This window comes from Streptomyces sp. NPDC093064 (assembly GCF_044754605.1).
In the GTDB taxonomy this organism is placed as follows: Bacteria; Actinomycetota; Actinomycetes; order Streptomycetales; family Streptomycetaceae; genus Streptomyces.
The window spans coordinates 1-17,598 of record NZ_JBIVPK010000045.1 but is presented as its reverse complement, the minus strand read 5'-3'; the positions used below and the strand labels follow the sequence as shown (position 1 = coordinate 17,598).

General features: G+C 69.4%; 19 protein-coding genes and 4 tRNA genes. 5 read left to right on the top strand and 18 right to left on the bottom strand.

The window, feature by feature from the left end; translation table 11 throughout:
• Window positions 1-408: 408 nt before the first annotated feature.
• The 8 genes from rplL to ACIQFZ_RS34195 all read right to left on the bottom strand — a co-directional run bounded on the left by rplL (window position 409) and on the right by ACIQFZ_RS34195 (window position 5,691).
• Window positions 409-795 carry a 50S ribosomal protein L7/L12 gene (gene rplL, locus ACIQFZ_RS34230; protein ID WP_365431724.1) on the bottom strand — a complete coding sequence of 129 codons (387 nt, stop codon included), beginning with the start codon at window positions 793-795 and terminating at the stop codon, window positions 409-411.
• Between the two features lie 117 nt (window positions 796-912).
• Window positions 913-1,443, bottom strand: a complete 531-nt coding sequence (gene rplJ, locus ACIQFZ_RS34225) for a 50S ribosomal protein L10 (RefSeq protein WP_365431727.1) — start codon at window positions 1,441-1,443, stop codon at window positions 913-915.
• 294 nt (window positions 1,444-1,737) lie between these two features.
• Window positions 1,738-2,673 carry a hypothetical protein gene (locus ACIQFZ_RS34220; RefSeq protein WP_402693042.1) on the bottom strand — a complete coding sequence of 312 codons (936 nt, stop codon included), beginning with the start codon at window positions 2,671-2,673 and terminating at the stop codon, window positions 1,738-1,740.
• Between the two features lie 218 nt (window positions 2,674-2,891).
• A complete protein-coding gene (gene rplA, locus ACIQFZ_RS34215; protein ID WP_365431733.1) occupies window positions 2,892-3,617 on the bottom strand; it encodes a 50S ribosomal protein L1 in 726 nt (241 codons plus the stop codon).
• Between the two features lie 95 nt (window positions 3,618-3,712).
• The gene (rplK, locus tag ACIQFZ_RS34210; RefSeq protein ID WP_043442978.1) at window positions 3,713-4,147 is read right to left on the bottom strand and encodes a 50S ribosomal protein L11; all 435 of its coding nucleotides are present in this window, start codon (window positions 4,145-4,147) and stop codon (window positions 3,713-3,715) included.
• Between the two features lie 179 nt (window positions 4,148-4,326).
• Window positions 4,327-5,145, bottom strand: a complete 819-nt coding sequence (gene nusG / locus ACIQFZ_RS34205) for a transcription termination/antitermination protein NusG (protein ID WP_365436727.1) — start codon at window positions 5,143-5,145, stop codon at window positions 4,327-4,329.
• An 81-nt stretch (window positions 5,146-5,226) separates the two neighbouring features.
• On the bottom strand, window positions 5,227-5,511 hold the full coding sequence (secE, locus tag ACIQFZ_RS34200) for a preprotein translocase subunit SecE (RefSeq protein ID WP_365436724.1): 285 nt from the start codon (window positions 5,509-5,511) through the stop codon (window positions 5,227-5,229).
• Between the two features lie 107 nt (window positions 5,512-5,618).
• A tRNA-Trp gene (locus ACIQFZ_RS34195) sits at window positions 5,619-5,691 on the bottom strand.
• Between the two features lie 261 nt (window positions 5,692-5,952).
• Here ACIQFZ_RS34195 and ACIQFZ_RS34190 point away from each other — a divergent pair.
• Complete coding sequence (locus ACIQFZ_RS34190; protein ID WP_402693041.1) at window positions 5,953-7,179, top strand: pyridoxal phosphate-dependent aminotransferase; 1,227 nt, start codon at window positions 5,953-5,955, stop codon at window positions 7,177-7,179.
• A 134-nt stretch (window positions 7,180-7,313) separates the two neighbouring features.
• Window positions 7,314-8,345 (top strand): adenosine deaminase, encoded by a 1,032-nt coding sequence (locus ACIQFZ_RS34185; protein ID WP_365431108.1) that lies wholly within the window; start codon window positions 7,314-7,316, stop codon window positions 8,343-8,345.
• Window positions 8,346-8,370: 25 nt separating this feature from the next.
• Here ACIQFZ_RS34185 and ACIQFZ_RS34180 read toward each other — a convergent pair whose 3' ends face one another.
• The 7 genes from ACIQFZ_RS34180 to ACIQFZ_RS34150 all read right to left on the bottom strand — a co-directional run bounded on the left by ACIQFZ_RS34180 (window position 8,371) and on the right by ACIQFZ_RS34150 (window position 11,714).
• Window positions 8,371-9,057: a DsbA family protein gene (locus ACIQFZ_RS34180; protein ID WP_402693040.1), complete on the bottom strand. Its 687-nt coding sequence runs from the start codon at window positions 9,055-9,057 to the stop codon at window positions 8,371-8,373.
• 55 nt (window positions 9,058-9,112) lie between these two features.
• A complete protein-coding gene (locus ACIQFZ_RS34175) occupies window positions 9,113-10,168 on the bottom strand; it encodes a UDP-N-acetylmuramate dehydrogenase (RefSeq protein WP_402693039.1) in 1,056 nt (351 codons plus the stop codon).
• Window positions 10,169-10,234: 66 nt separating this feature from the next.
• Window positions 10,235-10,663, bottom strand: coding sequence for a MaoC family dehydratase (locus ACIQFZ_RS34170; RefSeq protein WP_365431114.1), 429 nt, complete (start codon window positions 10,661-10,663; stop codon window positions 10,235-10,237).
• A gap of 8 nt (window positions 10,664-10,671) precedes the next feature.
• Window positions 10,672-11,124, bottom strand: coding sequence for a MaoC family dehydratase N-terminal domain-containing protein (locus tag ACIQFZ_RS34165; RefSeq protein WP_361427345.1), 453 nt, complete (start codon window positions 11,122-11,124; stop codon window positions 10,672-10,674).
• A 144-nt stretch (window positions 11,125-11,268) separates the two neighbouring features.
• Complete coding sequence (rpmG, locus tag ACIQFZ_RS34160; RefSeq protein ID WP_003948671.1) at window positions 11,269-11,433, bottom strand: 50S ribosomal protein L33; 165 nt, start codon at window positions 11,431-11,433, stop codon at window positions 11,269-11,271.
• 89 nt (window positions 11,434-11,522) lie between these two features.
• Window positions 11,523-11,595 (bottom strand) — tRNA-Met (locus ACIQFZ_RS34155).
• Window positions 11,596-11,641: 46 nt separating this feature from the next.
• A tRNA-Thr gene (locus ACIQFZ_RS34150) sits at window positions 11,642-11,714 on the bottom strand.
• Between the two features lie 230 nt (window positions 11,715-11,944).
• On the opposite strand from ACIQFZ_RS34150, the gene ACIQFZ_RS34145 reads away from it, so the two are divergent.
• The gene (locus tag ACIQFZ_RS34145) at window positions 11,945-13,207 is read left to right on the top strand and encodes an amidohydrolase family protein (protein ID WP_402693038.1); all 1,263 of its coding nucleotides are present in this window, start codon (window positions 11,945-11,947) and stop codon (window positions 13,205-13,207) included.
• 121 nt (window positions 13,208-13,328) lie between these two features.
• Window positions 13,329-13,985 (top strand): SDR family oxidoreductase, encoded by a 657-nt coding sequence (locus tag ACIQFZ_RS34140; protein WP_365431119.1) that lies wholly within the window; start codon window positions 13,329-13,331, stop codon window positions 13,983-13,985.
• A 34-nt stretch (window positions 13,986-14,019) separates the two neighbouring features.
• On the opposite strand, the gene ACIQFZ_RS34135 is transcribed toward ACIQFZ_RS34140, so the two are convergent.
• The gene (locus ACIQFZ_RS34135; RefSeq protein ID WP_383059646.1) at window positions 14,020-14,232 is read right to left on the bottom strand and encodes a hypothetical protein; all 213 of its coding nucleotides are present in this window, start codon (window positions 14,230-14,232) and stop codon (window positions 14,020-14,022) included.
• 279 nt (window positions 14,233-14,511) lie between these two features.
• Entirely contained in the window at window positions 14,512-15,408 is an 897-nt protein-coding gene (locus tag ACIQFZ_RS34130) for an META domain-containing protein (protein WP_383059645.1), read from the bottom strand.
• A 1,453-nt stretch (window positions 15,409-16,861) separates the two neighbouring features.
• On the opposite strand from ACIQFZ_RS34130, the gene ACIQFZ_RS34125 reads away from it, so the two are divergent.
• Window positions 16,862-17,149: a hypothetical protein gene (locus ACIQFZ_RS34125; RefSeq protein ID WP_365437888.1), complete on the top strand. Its 288-nt coding sequence runs from the start codon at window positions 16,862-16,864 to the stop codon at window positions 17,147-17,149.
• Between the two features lie 358 nt (window positions 17,150-17,507).
• Here the strand turns inward: ACIQFZ_RS34125 and ACIQFZ_RS34120 are convergent.
• Window positions 17,508-17,584, bottom strand: a tRNA-Met gene (locus tag ACIQFZ_RS34120).
• Window positions 17,585-17,598 lie beyond the last annotated feature (14 nt).

Sequence of the window (17,598 nt, the reverse complement as noted above, 5' to 3'; positions counted from 1 at the left end):
ACTGATGTCCAGTGCGGGTTTTTTGAGACCCTCGTAGTTGTCAACGTCTGCGGCCTACCTGCCCTCAACGCACCCTGATACTGCCCTCTTCGTCGCCGATCCATGCCTCGGATTCGGATCCTTGTTGGCGACGCGTCCTGAGAATTGCGCGCTCCGTGCGGTTCGTCAAGGCCTCCCATGGCCAAACCGGATGCTGCCATCGTCACTTGCAGCCCGCTGCCGGGAGCTCTGGAGGCACGACGAAGATCACCATACCCGTCCCTGCCGCGGGCGCAAGGCAGCCGGCACCGGCCCCCTCGAACGCCGAAGAGCGACCACCCGGATGGATGATCGCTCTTCGGTGCGTTCGCGTTACAGCCCTACGGGGCTGTGTTCAGCGCGCGGGAGTCCTTCGCGGACCCGTGGAGGTTACTTGACCTCGACGGAGGCGCCGGCGCCCTCGAGGGCCTCCTTGGCCTTGTCCGCGGCCTCCTTGTTGACCTTCTCGAGGACGGGCTTCGGCGCACCGTCGACCAGGTCCTTGGCCTCCTTCAGGCCCAGGGAGGTCAGCTCGCGCACGACCTTGATGACCTGGATCTTCTTCTCGCCGGCGCCGGAGAGGATGACGTCGAACTCGTCCTTCTCCTCGACGACCTCGGCGGCAGCGCCACCGGCGGCACCGGCGACCATGACCGGGGCGGCCGCGGCGGCGGTGACGTCGAACTTCTCCTCGAAGGCCTTCACGAACTCGGAGAGCTCGATGAGGGTCATCTCCTCGAACTGCGCGAGCAGGTCTTCCTGGCTGAGCTTCGCCATGATGGCGGTCCTTCCACTCAAATCGGCAGGTGCCGGATGTACGGGGTGAGGCGGGCGTACGTCGGCCCGCTGCGACCCTTGCCGCGTCAGGCGGCGCGGATCAGAAAGCGAGCCGAGTTACTCGGCACCGCCCTGCTCGTCCTGCTTGGCGCGCAGCGCGTCCACGGTGCGGACGAGCTTCGACGGCAGCGCCTGGAAGACGGAGGCAGCCTGGGACTGCTTCCCCTTGAAGGCACCGGCCAGCTTGGAGAGCAGAACCTCGCGGGACTCGAGGTCCGCAAGCTTCTTGATCTCGTCGGCGGACAGCGCCTTACCCTCAAGGACACCGCCCTTGATGACGAGATTCGGGTTGTCCTTGGCGAAGTCACGGAGACCCTTCGCCGACTCCACCGGGTCACCGGTGACGAAGGCGACGGCCGTCGGACCAGCGAAGAGCTGGTCGTCCAGCGTGATCCCGGCCTCGTTGGCCGCAATCTTGGTCAGCGTGTTCTTCACCACGGCGTACTGGGCGTTCTCACCGAGCGACCGGCGCAGCGTCTTGAGCTGCGCCACGGTGAGACCGCGGTACTCGGTCAGCACGGCGGCGTTGGAGCTGCGGAACTTGTCCGTCAGCTCCGCAACCGCGGCAGCCTTGTCGGGCCTCGCCATAGAGCCTCGGCCTCCTTCCGGGTGATTCGGACCGCGCGGACCCGAAGGAGGACTGGGGAAAACGAAACGCCCCGGCGCAGGCGCTCGGGGCGGACTCGACCGGGTGCACACACGGGGATCGACGTGTGCTCCGGGAGTTCTTCCACAGTCACCTGCGCGGGTCGTCCGCAGTTCAGCGGATCCTTCGGCCACCGCGCTCTCGTACGAGCGCGCGGCAACGACCAGCGGTCTTTGGCTTCTGTGGGAGCGTACGGGAAGGGGTTACCGCAAAGCAAATCGCCTCGGGAGCGCGGCTCAGGAGCCGATGCCGGTGCCGCCCGCGGTGGCGCCCTGGGACTTCATCAGGTCCTTGAAGTCCATGGTGTCGCCGACCGGGGGCACCTGGACGGAGGTCTTCACGCCGTAGTCGCTGTAGTAGGCGGTGTTGGTCATGGTGCCGGTCGCCATGTCCGCCTTCTCGACCTTCTTGACCAGCAGGTTCCGGTCGTTGACCCAGATGTCGATGGACTCCGTGGTGACGCCCGCCTCGCTGAGTTGCTTCTTCAGCTCGTCCATCTGGCGCTTGGGCAGGTTCGAGGTCTTGCCGGCGAAGTCGGCGACGTTCACCGTGCCCGCGTAGTGCGTGGTGTGCTCGCCGCGCACCGTCGCCTCGCCGACCTTCCTGACGTCGCCGGAGGCCAGCAGCAGCTTCACCGACTGGTTCGGCGTGGCGTTCTTCAGCTGCTCCTTCATGTACTCGCCGGAGCCGCCTGCGAGGGCCCCGAGGTCCTCGTAGCGGTACGCGATCCAGTGCTTGCCGCCCGTCTGCCGCGCATAGGCGTCGCCCATGTGGGCGTAGTAGGCGTCGGGCAGGTACCGCGCCTCCATCGTCGTGGCCCCGATCCGGCGCATCGTCTCGGCGACCGTGCCGCCGGTGTAGGTGAGCTTGAGCGTGCCGGTCAGGCCGTCGGCCCAGTCGAGGGTGCCGTCGCCCTTCATCGACATCAGCGTGCCGATGCTGGTCGTCATCGACACTCTGGCGGAGTCGGCCTCGGCGGTGGAGGTGTCGGCGGAGCGCAGGGCCGCGACGGGGCTCACGTGCGCGAGCCCCCTGCCGGCCGCGCCGTCGCCCTTGCCAGAGCCGCCGGAGGAACCGGAGGAGCCGCCGGAGGAACTGCAGGCGGCCACTGCGGTCAGCGAGGTCACCGCCACGACGGAGAGCGTGATACGGCGCGCGGTCGTGCTCTTCATTCGTCCCACCCCTATGCGGTTGCTGTGATCTTCACGCTAACGCAGCCCTGTGACAGGCGTATGGGAGTCGCACAGACGTCGCGCACGGACGTACGGAAGACGTCGTACAGGAGCCCCACGGAAAAGGGACGAGCCCCGCATCCGAAAAGGTTGCGGGACTCGTCCTTCCGCTGTGCGAGCCGTGGGGCTCAGACCGGCGCAGACCGGCCCGGACCGGCTCAGACCGCGGCCGGGTCCTCCTCGACGAGGAGGTTGCGGGTGCGGTTCGGGTCGAGCGGAATGCCGGGGCCCATCGTGGTGGTGATGGCGGCCTTCTTGATGTAGCGACCCTTGGCGGCGGACGGCTTCAGACGGAGGATCTCCTCCAGCGCCGCGCCGTAGTTCTCCACCAGCTTGCTGTCGTCGAACGACGTCTTGCCGATGATGAAGTGCAGGTTCGAGTGCTTGTCGACGCGGAACTCGATCTTGCCGCCCTTGATCTCGGTGACGGCCTTGGCCACGTCGGGGGTGACGGTGCCGGTCTTCGGGTTCGGCATCAGACCACGCGGGCCGAGGACGCGGCCGAGGCGGCCGACCTTGCCCATGAGGTCCGGGGTGGCGACGACGGAGTCGAAGTCCAGACGGCCCTTCGACACCTCGTCGATCAGCTCGTCCGCGCCGACGATGTCGGCGCCGGCGGCACGTGCGGCCTCGGCACGGTCACCGGTCGCGAAGACCAGGACCCGGGCGGTCTTACCGGTGCCGTGCGGAAGGTTCACGGTGCCACGGACCATCTGGTCGGCCTTGCGCGGGTCGACACCCAGACGGAAGGCGACCTCGACGGTGCCGTCGAACTTGGTCGTGGAGGTCTCCTTGGCGAGACGGACGGCCTCGAGCGGGGCGTACTGCTTCTCCCGGTCGATCTTGGCGTCCGCAGCGCGGAGAGCCTTGCTGCGCTTGCTCACAACTGCTCCTGTGTGTTCTGAAAGGAGTCGTGGTACGGGCCGAGCGGGCCCTGCCACGTGCGGCCATCAGCCGCATGATGCTACGAAGGTGGGGTTCAGCCCTCGACCGTGACGCCCATGGAACGCGCGGTGCCGGCGATGATCTTCGCGGCGGCGTCCAGGTCGTTGGCGTTGAGGTCGGGCAGCTTGGTCTGGGCGATCTCGCGGACCTGCGCCTGGGTGATCTTGGCGACCTTGGTCTTGTGCGGCTCGCCGGAGCCCTTCTCCACGCCCGCGGCCTTGAGGATCATCTTGGCGGCCGGCGGGGTCTTGGTGATGAAGGTGAAGGAACGGTCCTCGTAGACCGTGATCTCCACCGGGATGACCCAACCGCGCTGCGACTCGGTCGCGGCGTTGTAGGCCTTGCAGAACTCCATGATGTTGACGCCGTGCTGACCCAGCGCCGGGCCGACCGGCGGAGCCGGGTTGGCGGCGCCGGCCTGGATCTGGAGCTTGATGAGCCCCGTGACCTTCTTCTTCTTGGGAGGCATTGCTCTCCGGGTCCTTTCGATTCGGGTCCTGCCGGCGCTCGGGTACCACCCGGACGCAGGCATACCGCACAACGATAACGGGTATGGCTGCGCGGCTGAAAACCGGGCAGGTCAGGCGATCGCTCGAGCGATCGCCTGACCTGCGCGGAAGCGGTACGTCCAGAAAGAACCGCGGTGAACTAGTTCTTCTGGATCTGGTCGAAGCTCAGCTCGACCGGGGTCTCGCGGCCGAAGATCTCGACGAGGCCCTTGACCTTCTTGGAGTCCGGGTTGATCTCGTTGATCGTGGCCTGGAGCGTGGCGAACGGGCCGTCGGTGACGGTGACCGAGTCGCCGACCTCGAAGTCCAGCACCTGGACCTCGACCTTGCGCTGCGGGGCCGGCTTGCCCTCGGCCTCGGCGGCCTCGCGGGCGGCCTTCTCCTCAGCCTCGGGGGCGAGCATCTTCACGATCTCGTCCAGGGACAGCGGGTACGGGTCGTAGGCGTTGCCCACGAACCCGGTGACGCCCGGGGTGTTGCGGACGACGCCCCAGGACTCGTTCGTCAGGTCCATGCGGACGAGAACGTAGCCGGGCAGCTTGTTCTGCCGGACGGTCTTGCGCTCGCCGTTCTTGATCTGGACGATCTCTTCCTCGGGCACCTCGGCCTGGTAGATGAAGTCCTCGACGTTCAGCGAGACGGCACGCTGCTCCAGGTTCGCCTTCACGCGCTTCTCGTAGCCGGCGTAGGTGTGGATGACGTACCACTCGCCGGGCAGCGTGCGCAGTTCCTCGCGGAGCTTGGTGACCGGGTCGACCTCGGCCTCCGGCTCCTCCTCCTCGGCCTCACCCCCCGGCGCCTCGTCCACGACGTGGACGGCGGCCTCCTCGGCCGGCTCGCCCGCGGCGGCCTCGGCAGCCTCGGCCTCGTCGACCTCGTCCGCACCCTCGACGATGGCGAGCTCGTCATCCACGGACTCGGTCGGCTCGATGGCGTCGTTCAGGTTCGGGTCAGACACGGTGGCTGCTTCTTCCTGGATACATAGGGGTGGAACATGCGAAAAGGGGCGCCGGTAACCGCGGCGCCCTTCGCTCTTGGCTCAGCCGAAGACGTACTTGGCCGCGTGGCTGAGCCCATAGTCAATCACGGTCACCAGGCCGATCATGATGACGACGAAGACAATCACCACGGTGGTGTACGTCGTCAGCTGATTGCGGGTCGGCCAGACGACCTTGCGGAGTTCCGCGATGATCTGACGGTAGAAGACAGCGAGGCGCTTGAGCGGGCCCTTCTTGCCACGCTTGCCACCCTTGCGGGCCTTCTTGGATTCCGTCACCTCGTCCTGGGCATCAGGCGTGTCGAGGGAGCCCACGGCGTCCGTCATTCGTCCTCACCTGATTCCGGGTCGTGGCCGTGCCGCGCCCGGTCGAGCCGCACGGCGGTGCAAAGCTGTACGTACATGCGCACACATCCTGGCGATGGTGTGTGTAGCAGGGCCGGAGGGACTCGAACCCCCAACCGCTGGTTTTGGAGACCAGTGCTCTACCAATTGAGCTACGACCCTTTGTGTGCCCCCCAACGTACCGCATACGACCGGGTGCTCGGTGTGCACCAGGTGCGACAGCGGTTGCTGAAGGCCAACGAGGTGAGAGTGTACGTGTTCCGGCGCCGGTCGTCGAACAGAAAGTGCCCAACCGGCTCCGGTTGCTGGAAGATCGCCTGGCAGGAGACGGGATCCGGACGCATGTCCGGAGGTTCGACCGGCCTTGTTCATCCTGTGAAACCCGCGTGCCCCGGGCGTTTCCGGTCTGAAACGATGGACGGTATGAGCGCTGCAACCCCTCCCACCGAGCGCCGGGTCTCCGCCCGCATCGGCGCGATCTCCGAGTCCGCCACCCTCGCCGTGGACGCCAAGGCCAAGGCCCTCAAGGCCGCCGGGCGTCCCGTGATCGGCTTCGGCGCCGGCGAGCCGGACTTCCCGACCCCGGACTACATCGTCGAGGCCGCCGTCGAGGCCTGCCGGAACCCCAAGTACCACCGCTACACGCCGGCCGGCGGCCTGCCCGAGCTGAAGGCCGCGATCGCCGCGAAGACGCTGCGCGACTCCGGCTGGGAGCCGGACGTCTCGCAGATCCTGGTCACCAACGGCGGCAAGCAGGCCATCTACGAGGCGTTCGCCGCGATCCTCGACCCGGGTGACGAGGTCATCGTGCCGGCGCCGTACTGGACGACGTACCCGGAGTCGATCCGCCTGGCCGGCGGTGTCCCGGTCGAGGTCGTCGCGGACGAGACCACCGGCTACCGCGTGTCGGTCGAGCAGCTGGAGGCCGCCCGCACGGAGAAGACCAAGGTCGTCCTCTTCGTCTCCCCGTCCAACCCGACCGGCGCGGTCTACTCCGAGGCCGAGACCGAGGCGATCGGCCGCTGGGCCCTCGAGCACGGCCTGTGGGTGCTGACCGACGAGATCTACGAGCACCTGGTCTACGGCGACGCCGTCTCGGTGTCCCTGCCGGCGCTCCTGCCCGAGCTGCGCGACAAGTGCGTCGTCGTCAACGGCGTGGCGAAGACGTACGCCATGACCGGCTGGCGCGTGGGTTGGGTCATCGGCCCGAAGGACGTGGTCAAGGCCGCGACCAACCTCCAGTCGCACGCCACGTCGAACGTGTCGAATGTCTCCCAGGTCGCGGCCCTCGCCGCCGTCTCCGGCGACCTGGAGGCGGTCGCGAAGATGCGCGAGGCCTTCGACCGGCGTCGGAAGACCATCGTGCGAATGCTCAACGAGATCGACGGCGTGCTCTGCCCGGAGCCGGAGGGCGCCTTCTACGCCTACCCGTCGGTGAAGGCGCTGATCGGCAAGGAGATCCGCGGCAAGCGCCCGCAGAACTCGGTGGACCTGGCCGCGCTGATCCTGGAGGAGACCGAGGTCGCGGTCGTCCCGGGCGAGGCCTTCGGCACGCCGGGCTACCTGCGCCTGTCCTACGCCCTCGGTGACGAGGACCTGGTGGAGGGCGTCAGCCGGATCCAGAAGCTGCTGGCGGAGGCGCGGGACTGAGTTCCGCTTCCGCTTGCGGGCGCTCGCGGACCACTCACGTGAGTAGTCCGCGAGCGCCCCTTCGTTTGTGCGAGCAAGACCACGAATGGGGAAACGACTACCGGGGCACGGGGAACGTGCGGCACCATCCAGGAATGGAGCGTGTACGTGATCTCTCTGAGCTGCCGAAAGCCCATCTGCACCTGCACTTCACCGGGTCGATGCGGCCCACCACCCTGCTGGAACTGGCCGACAAGCACGGCGTACGGCTGCCCGACGCGCTGACGGCGGCCCTGGTCAGCGGGGAGCCGCCGCGGCTGCGTGCGACGGACGAGCGGGGCTGGTTCCGCTTCCAGCGGCTGTACGACGCGGCGCGCTCCTGCCTGCGGGAGCCGGAGGACATCCGGCGGCTGGTGCGGGAGGCCGCCGAGGAGGACGTCAGGGACGGCTCGGGCTGGCTGGAGATCCAGGTCGACCCGACCTCGTACGCACCACGCCTGGGCGGGCTGATCCCGGCGCTGGAGATCATCCTGAACGCGGTGGAGACGGCGTCGCGCGAGACGGGCCTCGGGATGCGGGTCCTGGTCGCCGCGAACCGTATGAAGCACCCCCTGGACGCCCGCACCCTGGCCCGCCTCGCCGTGCGCTACCGGGACCGCGGCGTGGTCGGCTTCGGCCTGTCGAACGACGAACGCCGGGGCATGGCCCGGGACTTCGACCGGGCCTTCGCGATCGCCCGGGACGGCGGCCTGTTCGCGGCCCCGCACGGCGGCGAGCTGACCGGCCCCGCCTCGGTCCGCGACTGTCTGGACGACCTCCGGGCCCACCGGGTGGGGCACGGGGTGCGCGCGGCCGAGGACCCGCGGCTGCTGAGCCGTCTGGCCGACCGGGGCGTGACCTGCGAGGTGTGCCCGGCCTCGAACGTGGCCCTCGGCGTGTACGACAAGCCCGAGGACGTCCCCCTGCGCCGGCTGTACGAGGCGGGCGTCCCGATGGCCCTGGGCGCCGACGACCCGCTGCTCTTCGGCTCCCGGCTGGCGGCGCAGTACGAGATCGCCCGCCGCCACCACTCCTTCACGGACGCCGAACTGGCGGAACTGGCCCGCCAGTCGATCCGCGCGTCTGCGGCCCCCGAAGACGTGCGCGCGAAGCTGCTGTCGGGGGTCGACGACTGGCTGGCGAACTGATCGACGGGCGCGGAGGGCTCGCCAGTCAGGACCGGGCGAGGGCGCCGATCACCATGGGCAGCGTCTCCTTGTCGAAGATGCCGCCGGCCAGGGACCCGCTGACGGTCCTGCCGTCCACCTTCATGGTGGGCGTGCCGGTCACCCCCGACGTGTCGAAGGCCTTCTCGGAGGCGGTCACGAAGTCGCGGTGCTTCATGCCTTTGACCGCAGCGTCGAACTCCTCGCCGCGCAGGCCCGGCACCTTGGAGGCCATGTCCAGCAGGAATGCGTCGGTGTAGCCGTCGACCTTCTCCTCGGGCTGGTGCGCGAAGAGCACCTCGTGGTACTCGGCGAACCTGCCCGCGTCCAGGGCGGCACGCAGGGCGTTGGCGGCCTTCTTGGAGCCCTCGCCGCCGAGCCTGTCGTCGAGGAACGAGGCCAGCGTGTACTCGGTCCTCACCTCGCCGGACAGGATCAGCTCGCGCAGGCCCTCGCCGCCGCCCTGGGTCTCGAACTCCGCACAGACCGGGCAGCGCAGGTCCTCGTACAGGTGGACGACGGTCCGCGCGCCGGGGGATCCCACGCGAACGGTGGTGCCGTCCGGCGCGAGCGTCTCGTCGATCTCCCCCGCGCTTGTGTACGACGCCACCGCTTCCGGCTCCCCGCCTCCGGTCGGTGCGGCGCCCTTGCCGCATCCCGTGACGAGCACGCCCGCCAGGACGGCGGCGGCCACAGCCGCTATTGCACGTCGTTCCCGCATGGTCTTCCCCTCCCCACCTGCCCTGTGGCTACAGGCTCACGCCGACCGTCACCGGCTCGTTGACCAGGGTGATACCGAAGGCCTCGCGGACCCCGGCCACCACCTCGCGGGCCAGCGCGAGCAGGTCCTCCGTGGTCGCGGAGCCGCGGTTGGTGAGGGCGAGGGTGTGCTTGGTGGAGATGCGGGCCGGTCCGGTGCCGTAGCCCTTGGTGAAGCCCGCCTTGTCGATCAGCCAGGCCGCGGAGGTCTTGGTGTGCCCCTGCCCCGCCGGATAGGCGGGGGGCTCGACGCCGTCGCCGAGCCGCTCCCGCACACGCGTGCGGAACACGGCGAAGTCGGCGTTCGTGAGGATCGGGTTGGTGAAGAAGGAGCCGGCGGACCAGGTGTCGTGGTCCTCGGGGTCCAGCACCATGCCCTTCCCGGCCCGCAGCTTCAGCACGGTCTCGCGGGCGGTGGCGAGCGGTACCCGGTCGCCCGCCTCCACACCGAGGACGCGGGCGGTCTCGGCGTACTTGACCGGCGCCGACAGCCCGTCCGCGTCCTCCAGCCCGAAGCGGACGCGCAGGACGACGTACCGCTCGGGGTCGGCCTTGAAGCGGCTGTGCCGGTAGGAGAACACGCACTCTTCGTTGGCCAGGGTCACCGTGCAGCCCGCCCGGCGGTCGTAGGCGACGACCTCGGTGATCGTCGAGGACACCTCCTGGCCGTACGCGCCCACGTTCTGGATCGGGGTGGCGCCCGCGGAGCCGGGGATGCCGGACAGGCACTCGACGCCGGCGAGCCCGGCCTCGACGGTGCGCGCGACCGCGTCCGTCCACACCTCTCCGGCGGCCAGTTCCAGCGTCGTACCGCTGAGTTCGAAGCCGCGGGTGGCGATGCGCAGTGCGGTGCCGTCGAAGCCCTTGTCGCCGATGACCAGGTTGGAGCCGCCGCCGATGACCAGCAGCGGTGTGCCGTGGGCGTCGGCCTCGCGGACGGCGTCGATCACCTCGGCGTCGGTGGTCGCGGTGATCAGCCGGGTCGCGGGGCCGCCCAGCCGGAAGGTGGTCAGCGGGGCGAGGGGCGCGTCGTGGAGTTCCTGCACGCGCCCAAGACTACGAGACCCCGCTGACGGTCCCGCACCTCGGCGAGTGCGGGACCGCGGTGGCCGTCAGGCCAGGCGTACGACGGCCCGGGACATCCCGAGGACCTTCTGCCCGTTGCTCATGGCGGTCAGGTCGACCCGCACGGTGTTGTCGTCGAGCTTGGCCGCGACCTTGCCGGAGACCTCGATCAGGGCCCCCTCGTCGTCGTTCGGGACGACGACGGGCTTGGTGAAGCGGACGCCGTACTCGACGACGGCGCCGGGGTCGCCCGTCCAGTCGGTGACCACGCGGATCGCCTCGGCCATGGTGAACATGCCGTGCGCGATCACGTCCGGAAGCCCGACCTCCTTGGCGAACTTCTCGTTCCAGTGGATGGGGTTGAAGTCCCCGGAGGCGCCCGCGTACTGGACGAGGGTGGCCCGGGTCACAGGGAAGGTCTGCGCCGTCAGCTCGGTGCCGACCTCGACGTCGTCATAGGCGATCTTCGCCGTCATCGGTTTCCTCACGCCTCCTCGGCCGCGCGGGCCACGAGCTTGGTCCAGGCGGTCACGACGTGCTCGCCCACCTCGTCGTGCACCTCGCCGCGGATGTCCAGGACGTCGTTGCCGGCCAGGGACTTGATCGACTCGATGGTGGAGGTGACGGTGAGCCGGTCGCCGGCGCGCACGGGCCGGGTGTAGGCGAACTTCTGGTCGCCGTGCACCACGCGGCTGTAGTCCAGGCCGAGCTGCGGGTCCTGGACGACCTGTCCGGCGGCCTTGAAGGTGATCGCGAAGACGAAGGTCGGCGGGGCGATCACATCGGGGTGGCCGAGTTCCTTGGCGGCTTCCGGGTCCGTGTACGCCGGGTTGGCGTCGCCCACTGCCTCCGCGAACTCGCGGATCTTCTCCCGGCCCACCTCGTAGGGGTCGGTGGGCGGGTAGGACCGCCCCACGAAGGACTGGTCGAGCGCCATGGCTCGGCACCTCCTGGTGTCGCTGGGGTTTTACGTAGCCCGGCGTGCGGCCCGGCTTTCACCGGGCTCCCGCTGGGCTTTCGCACATGAAACAACATGAGGCCGCCCCCGTGGTGCGGGGGCGGCCTCATGTCTGAGTTTTGATCAGCGCGTCTCGCGGTGCGCAGTGTGCGCGTTGCAACGCGGGCAGTGCTTCTTCATCTCGAGCCGGTCGGGGTTGTTCCGCCGGTTCTTCTTGGTGATGTAGTTCCGCTCCTTGCACTCCACGCAGGCCAGCGTGATCTTCGGGCGGACGTCGGTGGCAGCCACGTGAGTGCTCCTTGACGAACGGGTAGGCTATTTCAACGCAAGAAAGAGTAGCCGATCGAAGGACCGACCCCGCAATCGGCTACTGTGAGTAGCGGTGACCGGACTTGAACCGGTGACACAGCGATTATGAGCCGCTTGCTCTACCGACTGAGCTACACCGCTGCGATGCGATCGGGCCCCGCCTTGCGGCGGGTACCTCTCACACCAGAGCCCCAAAACGGAATCGAACCGTTGACCTTCTCCTTACCATGGAGACGCTCTGCCGACTGAGCTATTGGGGCGAGCGAGGAAGACATTACACGCTCTGCGGCCGTTCACCCAAATCCGTTTCCCGGCACCGTCCCCGGTCCCGCGGCCACACCGGTACGACTATTGCGCTCCTCCCTCGTCCGGCCCGGCGGCCACCCTAGGCTCGACTCACTCTGCGTGATCTTGCGTGGCCCGCGCGGCCTCCCGGTCCGCGCCCCGAACGTGTCCCGAACCCTTTGTCGCTCTGCGTACCTGGAGTGCGATGCCCCCCGGACAGTCGCCACCCTCCTCGTCCTCCTCGCCTGGCTCGTCCGGACGGACGGACCCGGACGGGCTGCTGCTGTGCGGGGCCCGGCTGACGGACGGGCGGACCGTGGACGTACGGCTGGCCGGTGAGCGCATCGAGGCGGTCGGCACCGCCGGCAGCCTCGGCGCGGGCGGCCCGCTGGGCGGCGCGCCGCGCGTCGACCTCAGCGGCTACCTGCTCCTGCCGGCCCCGGCCGAGCCCCACGCCCACGCCGACACGGCCCTGACCGGCGACAGCGGCGGACCGGTGTCGTACGAGCCGGAGGACGTCCAGCGCCGCACCACCGAGGCCGCGCTGCTGCAACTGGGCCACGGCGCGACGACCGTGCGCGCACACGTACGCGTGGGCGACGTCCAGGGGCTCGGCGTCCTGACGGCGGTCCTGCGGGCCCGGCGGTCGCTGCGCGGGCTCACCGAACTGACGACGGTGGCGGTGCCGCGCGTGCTGACCGGGGCGGCCGGCGCGGACGGCCTGGCGATACTGCGGGACTCGCTCAAGATGGGCGCCTGCGTCGTGGGCGGCTGCCCCGACGTGGACCCCGACCCGACGGGCTACGTCGAGGCGGTCCTCGAGGTCGCCTCCGAACACGGCTGCCCCGTCGACCTGCACACCGACGGCGCCGACCCGGCCCGCCTGGCGCGCATCGCGGCCATGGCGGGCGGGCTGCGCCCGGGAGTGACGCTGGGCCCGTGCGGCGGCCTGGCCCGGCTGCCCGCCGGGGCGGCCGAGCGGGCCGCGGACCAGCTGGCCGCGGCCGGGGTGAGGGTGGTGTGCCTCCCGCAGGGCTGCTGCGGCGGCGCCGAGGGACACGGGACGGCGCCGGTGCGGCTGCTGCGGGCGGCCGGGGTCCGGGTGGCCGCGGGCAGCGGCGCCCTGCGGGACGTGTCGAACCCGGTGGGGCGCGGCGACCCGCTGGAGGCCGCGTACCTGCTGGCCTCACGGCACGGGCTGCGCCCCGAGGAGGCCTACGACGCGGTGAGCGCGTCCGCCCGCACGGTGCTCGGTCTGCCCGAGGTACGGGTGGAGGCGGGTTTCCCCGCCGAGCTGCTCGCGGTGCGCGGCGACCGGCTCGCGGGGGCGCTGTCGCTCGCGTACAGCCGGATCGTGGTGCACCGGGGGCGCGTGGTGGCACGCACCAGCGCGGTGCGGGAGTTCTGCGACTCCGCCGTCACGGTGGAGCTGGGGCTGCCGCGGCAGGGGCGGGGGGAGTTGTCCTGACGGTCCGTGCGGCAGGGCGGCGGCACCGCCGCCGGGGGCGTGCGGGACACGGCGCAGCGCGCGCCGGGGCATGGCCGAAGTCGTGCGGCGGATACGGCCGTCCGGGCGTACGGTCGGAAGCATGCGCATTGTCATCGCTGGTGGTCATGGTCAGATCGCGCTGCGGCTGGAGCGGCTGCTCGCCGCGCGCGGGGACGAGGTGGCGGGCATCGTCCGCCGTGCCGAGCAGAGCGAGGACCTGCGGGCTGCCGGCGCCGAACCGGTCGTGCTCGACCTGGAGTCGGCGTCCGTCGAGGAGGTCGCGCAGCTGCTAAGGGGCGCCGACGCGGCGGTGTTCGCGGCGGGCGCGGGCCCGGGCAGCGGCGCGGCGCGCAAGGACACGGTGGACAAGGGCGCGGCGGTGCTGTTCGCGGACGCGGCGGTACACGCGGGCGTGCGCCGCCATCTGGTCGTGTCCTCGATGGGCGCGGACGCGGCGCACAAGGGCGACGAGGTCTTCGACGTCTATCTGCGCGCCAAGGGCGAGGCGGACGACCACGTCCGCCGTCAGGAGGGCCTGGACTGGACGATCCTGCGCCCCGGCTCGCTGACCAACGACGCCGGCACCGGCCAGGTGCGCCTGGAGGCCCACACCGGCCGCGGCATGATCCCGCGCGACGACGTGGCCGCCGTACTGGCCGAACTGGTGGAGACCCCGGCCACGGCCGGCCTGACCCTGGAACTCGTCAGCGGCTCGGCACCGGTGTCGGTCGCGGTGAAGTCGGTGGCGGGCAACTGAGCACGTCCGAGCATCTTCCGGCACCGGCGACCGCTCAGAACAAAGACATCTGCCCGGGACACTCCGGAACGGCGTAGCCGTCCAACGCCGGCTGCGCGGCGCCGAGTTGCGCCATCCGGCGCGATCCGGCGCAGGAGGTCAGCCCGCCGCTCGCCCGCGTCCCGGGCGGATCGTGCCGCGCGAACCGCCCGGCGACCACGGCGATCTCCCGACGGCACACGGGGCAGAGTCTGCGACGCGAGGACATGGCCCCAGTGTGCACGGCACCACCGACACCGACCCCGCGCCCACACGCAAAACCCCCTCCGACCTGCCGTATAGGCTGATCAGAGGGGGTCCTTCCCAGAGTGGCGGCGCCAGGATTCGAACCTGGGAAGGCTGAGCCGGCAGATTTACAGACCGCGCGGCAGGCAGCGCATGACCAGGGTCTTCGGCCGCAAAAAGCCCTGGTTTCCCCACGGATGCCCCAGAGGCGCACAGGGGTCGGGTGCGGGCCGCCGGTTGGCGAGCCGGGCCTCCTGTGAATCTAGGCCCCTGGGCGCGGCGGTGTGCCGGTCAGCCGGACGAATTGGTAGCCGAAGTAGTTGAGGCCGTGGGTCTCGTCCACGAACTTGACGCCGGAACCGGACATGACCGAGAACGTGCGCGGGTCCTGGTGGAGCAGGTCGTCCTCCTCGGACATGATCTTCCGCGAGCAGGTCCGGTGCGTGGTCCGGGTGAGCGGGTACAGCGTGACGTGCTCGCCTGCGAAGGCGGCCCGGCCCTTGAAGGCGTTACAGCCTCCCTTTCCGGTGACCGTGCCATCCGGGTGGAAGACGAAGTAGACCTCTTTGCCGGCCGTCATCGCGATGGTGGCGTCGGCGGCGATCAGATACTGGAGTTGCCACGGTGCCCCGTAGAGCCCCTGAGGCCACAGCATTTGCAGCGCGACATAGTCGCCTCGCTGGTTCTTCAGGGTCATCGAGACGTCGTCGACCCGCTTGGCCACCGCCAGGGGGCCGCCGATGAAGATCTTCCGCATCCGCTGCTCGAAGGTGTGTTCCTTCGCCGGGCACGCGTCGTCCGGCGTCGCCCCCGACGTGTCCGCACCGACGGTGAGTGTCGTTGCGGTGACCGTGGCCGACGCCTTGAAGGGCGTGCATCCATAGTCGCCCACGGCCGTGTTGTCGTAGCCGAACTCCACCCACGCGCCGGCGTTCGGCGGTGCGTCGATGTTGCGCCCGTCGACGGTGACCCAGTCGACCCGCCAGCGTGCGCCCAGGAGCAGCCCGCCGTAACCGCCCGGCCCCTTCGGCGCGGTCCACGGCGTGGAACGGTCCGGGGCCTTCCCCCCGCTCCCCGCCCGGGGCGAACCGCACGCGGTAACGGTGAGCAGAGCGACGAGCAGTGCGCCGAGGAGGGCGCCGGTCCGGTACATGCGCATGACGATTCAGACCTCCGACCAGCCTTCGGGGTTGTCCCGTCCGGGCCGCAGAAGTTGCCGCGACCACCCCTCCCAGTCGTTCATGCGACGGTAGGCCGGACATACGTGCCTGCAGGCCACATCACCTTGGGAGAACTCCGCCTCCTCGGGCGAGAGGCGGTACGGCGTCCAGGTCAGCGCCGCGGCGTGCGGCTCCGCCGCGCCCGCTCGTGACCGTGTCCCGGTCTGGCCCTCGCGACCTCGACCTGCGTCTCCGCTGATGCGAGCGCTGACACCCGGGCGGGCCGAAAGCTCGGCAGCCTTACAGCGGGCTAGCTCCGCACAGTCTGATCAGCTCTTTCCCTCTCTGCCGAGCCTTCCGGGGGATACATGGGGGAAGCGGCGCATCGTTAGGATGACGCCGCTCGGGGCTCTGCCTTCACTAGGCCCGGGTGCGGGCCCTCCAGACCGATTCAGTCACCGTCACGCTCGGCGGATCACCAGTCTCCACCTGGTGCTGCCGCCCTGGGGGCCTCAGCGTGACGGCCGAATCACCGCGTGCGCACCCAAGAGCACAATCTTCGAACCGGGAACGCGAGGGGGATGATCCGCTCATGCGCATACGCCGAGAGGTCCGCTGTGTCCTGTGGGGGCTGTGGCTTGCGTGTCTGGTGTTCTCCATCCGGTTCTTCGCGGAGGTGATCACGCTGTTCCTGCAGGCCGAATCCTGGTGAAGCGGCCGGAGCGCGAGCGCCCGACTAGGCCCGTGACCTGCTCAGCGGCAACTTCGCATCCACCCCCGCCTACGACAACAGCCGTCTTTGAGCTGGGCGACGGGTCCTTCTTCGTCATTGGCACGGTGCCTGCCGCCGGGCAGGCGCCGGCTGCCGAGCAGCGGCGCGCGATGGGCGCCTCCATCGGCGCCAACGAGCGGATGGTGATCCCGCCACGCGACTGCATGCTGCACGCCGTGAAGCAGCGGGGTTCCGGGTCCAAAAGCAGCGGCGGCAGGCGGGGGCATACGCTTCAAGAAGGGGCGTACATGCAGGAAGAGGCGTGCGTGGAGGCGTAGTGGCACACGGGCCCCAGAACTCCGGTGACCGCTTGTGCACCCTCAACACGCCCGCAGGAGGTACGCCATGGATCATGAACCCTTGCCCTCCCCAGACCATGCTGAGGTGCGCATCATCGCAGCAACGCCAGAGGTCGCCCGTCGCGTCGCACAAGTACTGCGTTGGTGCTTCTCCTCGACCGAACAACGCAGCTACCCAGCCGGCCGCGGAGGGGCGACCCGTCTCCACCTCACCATTGACACCGCTCATACCGCGCAGTCCGCACAGTCCTGGCTGACCTCGAGCGCATCATCCTTCGCGGAACACGATCCCAGCGACGAGGTGTGACCGGACGGTGAGAACACGAAGCCGCCACCCCATCATCGCCCGCACCGTCGGCCAAAAGCCCTGGAGCGACAGCCATGACGACACTCCGTGAACGCAAGGCCTACCGCAAAGCGGTTCTCCGATCTCTGTACGGGGCCGTCGAATGCAATCGCCCCGACGTCAGTGGAGCGACACTCCGCGACGAGCTCCACGTACCCGACGAAGATCTCACCGCGGCCTGCGCCTTCCTCGTCGGCGAAGGACTGATCACCGTCGAATGGACATCGCACAACACCCCCGCCACCGTCTCGCTGACTCACGACGGCATCCGCATCATGGAGGAGGAAGAAGAGTCAGAATCGACTACTCAGGGTGACCGATAAAGGGATCGTCCTCGAATGTTTGGCTGCCGCTGGCCATCCACCCTCGTCCAGATCAGGCTTCGCAGTGGTCGGTGGTTGGTTGCACAGGCCTTCGCCGGCGCTAATGTCCGCTCAGTGCGCCGGGCCCCCACTTCGGGTTGGGGCCGTACTCGTTAGCCTCCGGCTTGCCCTCGATGGCGTAGAAGACGATCAGGACGATCGCGCCGAACGGGATGAAGGTGAGCAGGAATTCAATGTGCCCAGCCCTTCACGCGGAGCGGGGTGCTGCTTGCGTAGGAGGGCCGACGCTGGAGGCCCCGTTGGGCAAACCGAAGCCGCAGGCGCATGCGAAAGGGCCCGGAGACCGGGCCCTTCCATGTGGTAGCGGGGACAGGATTTGAACCTGCGACCTCTGGGTTATGAGCCCAGCGAGCTACCGAGCTGCTCCACCCCGCGTCGGCACCAGCAAC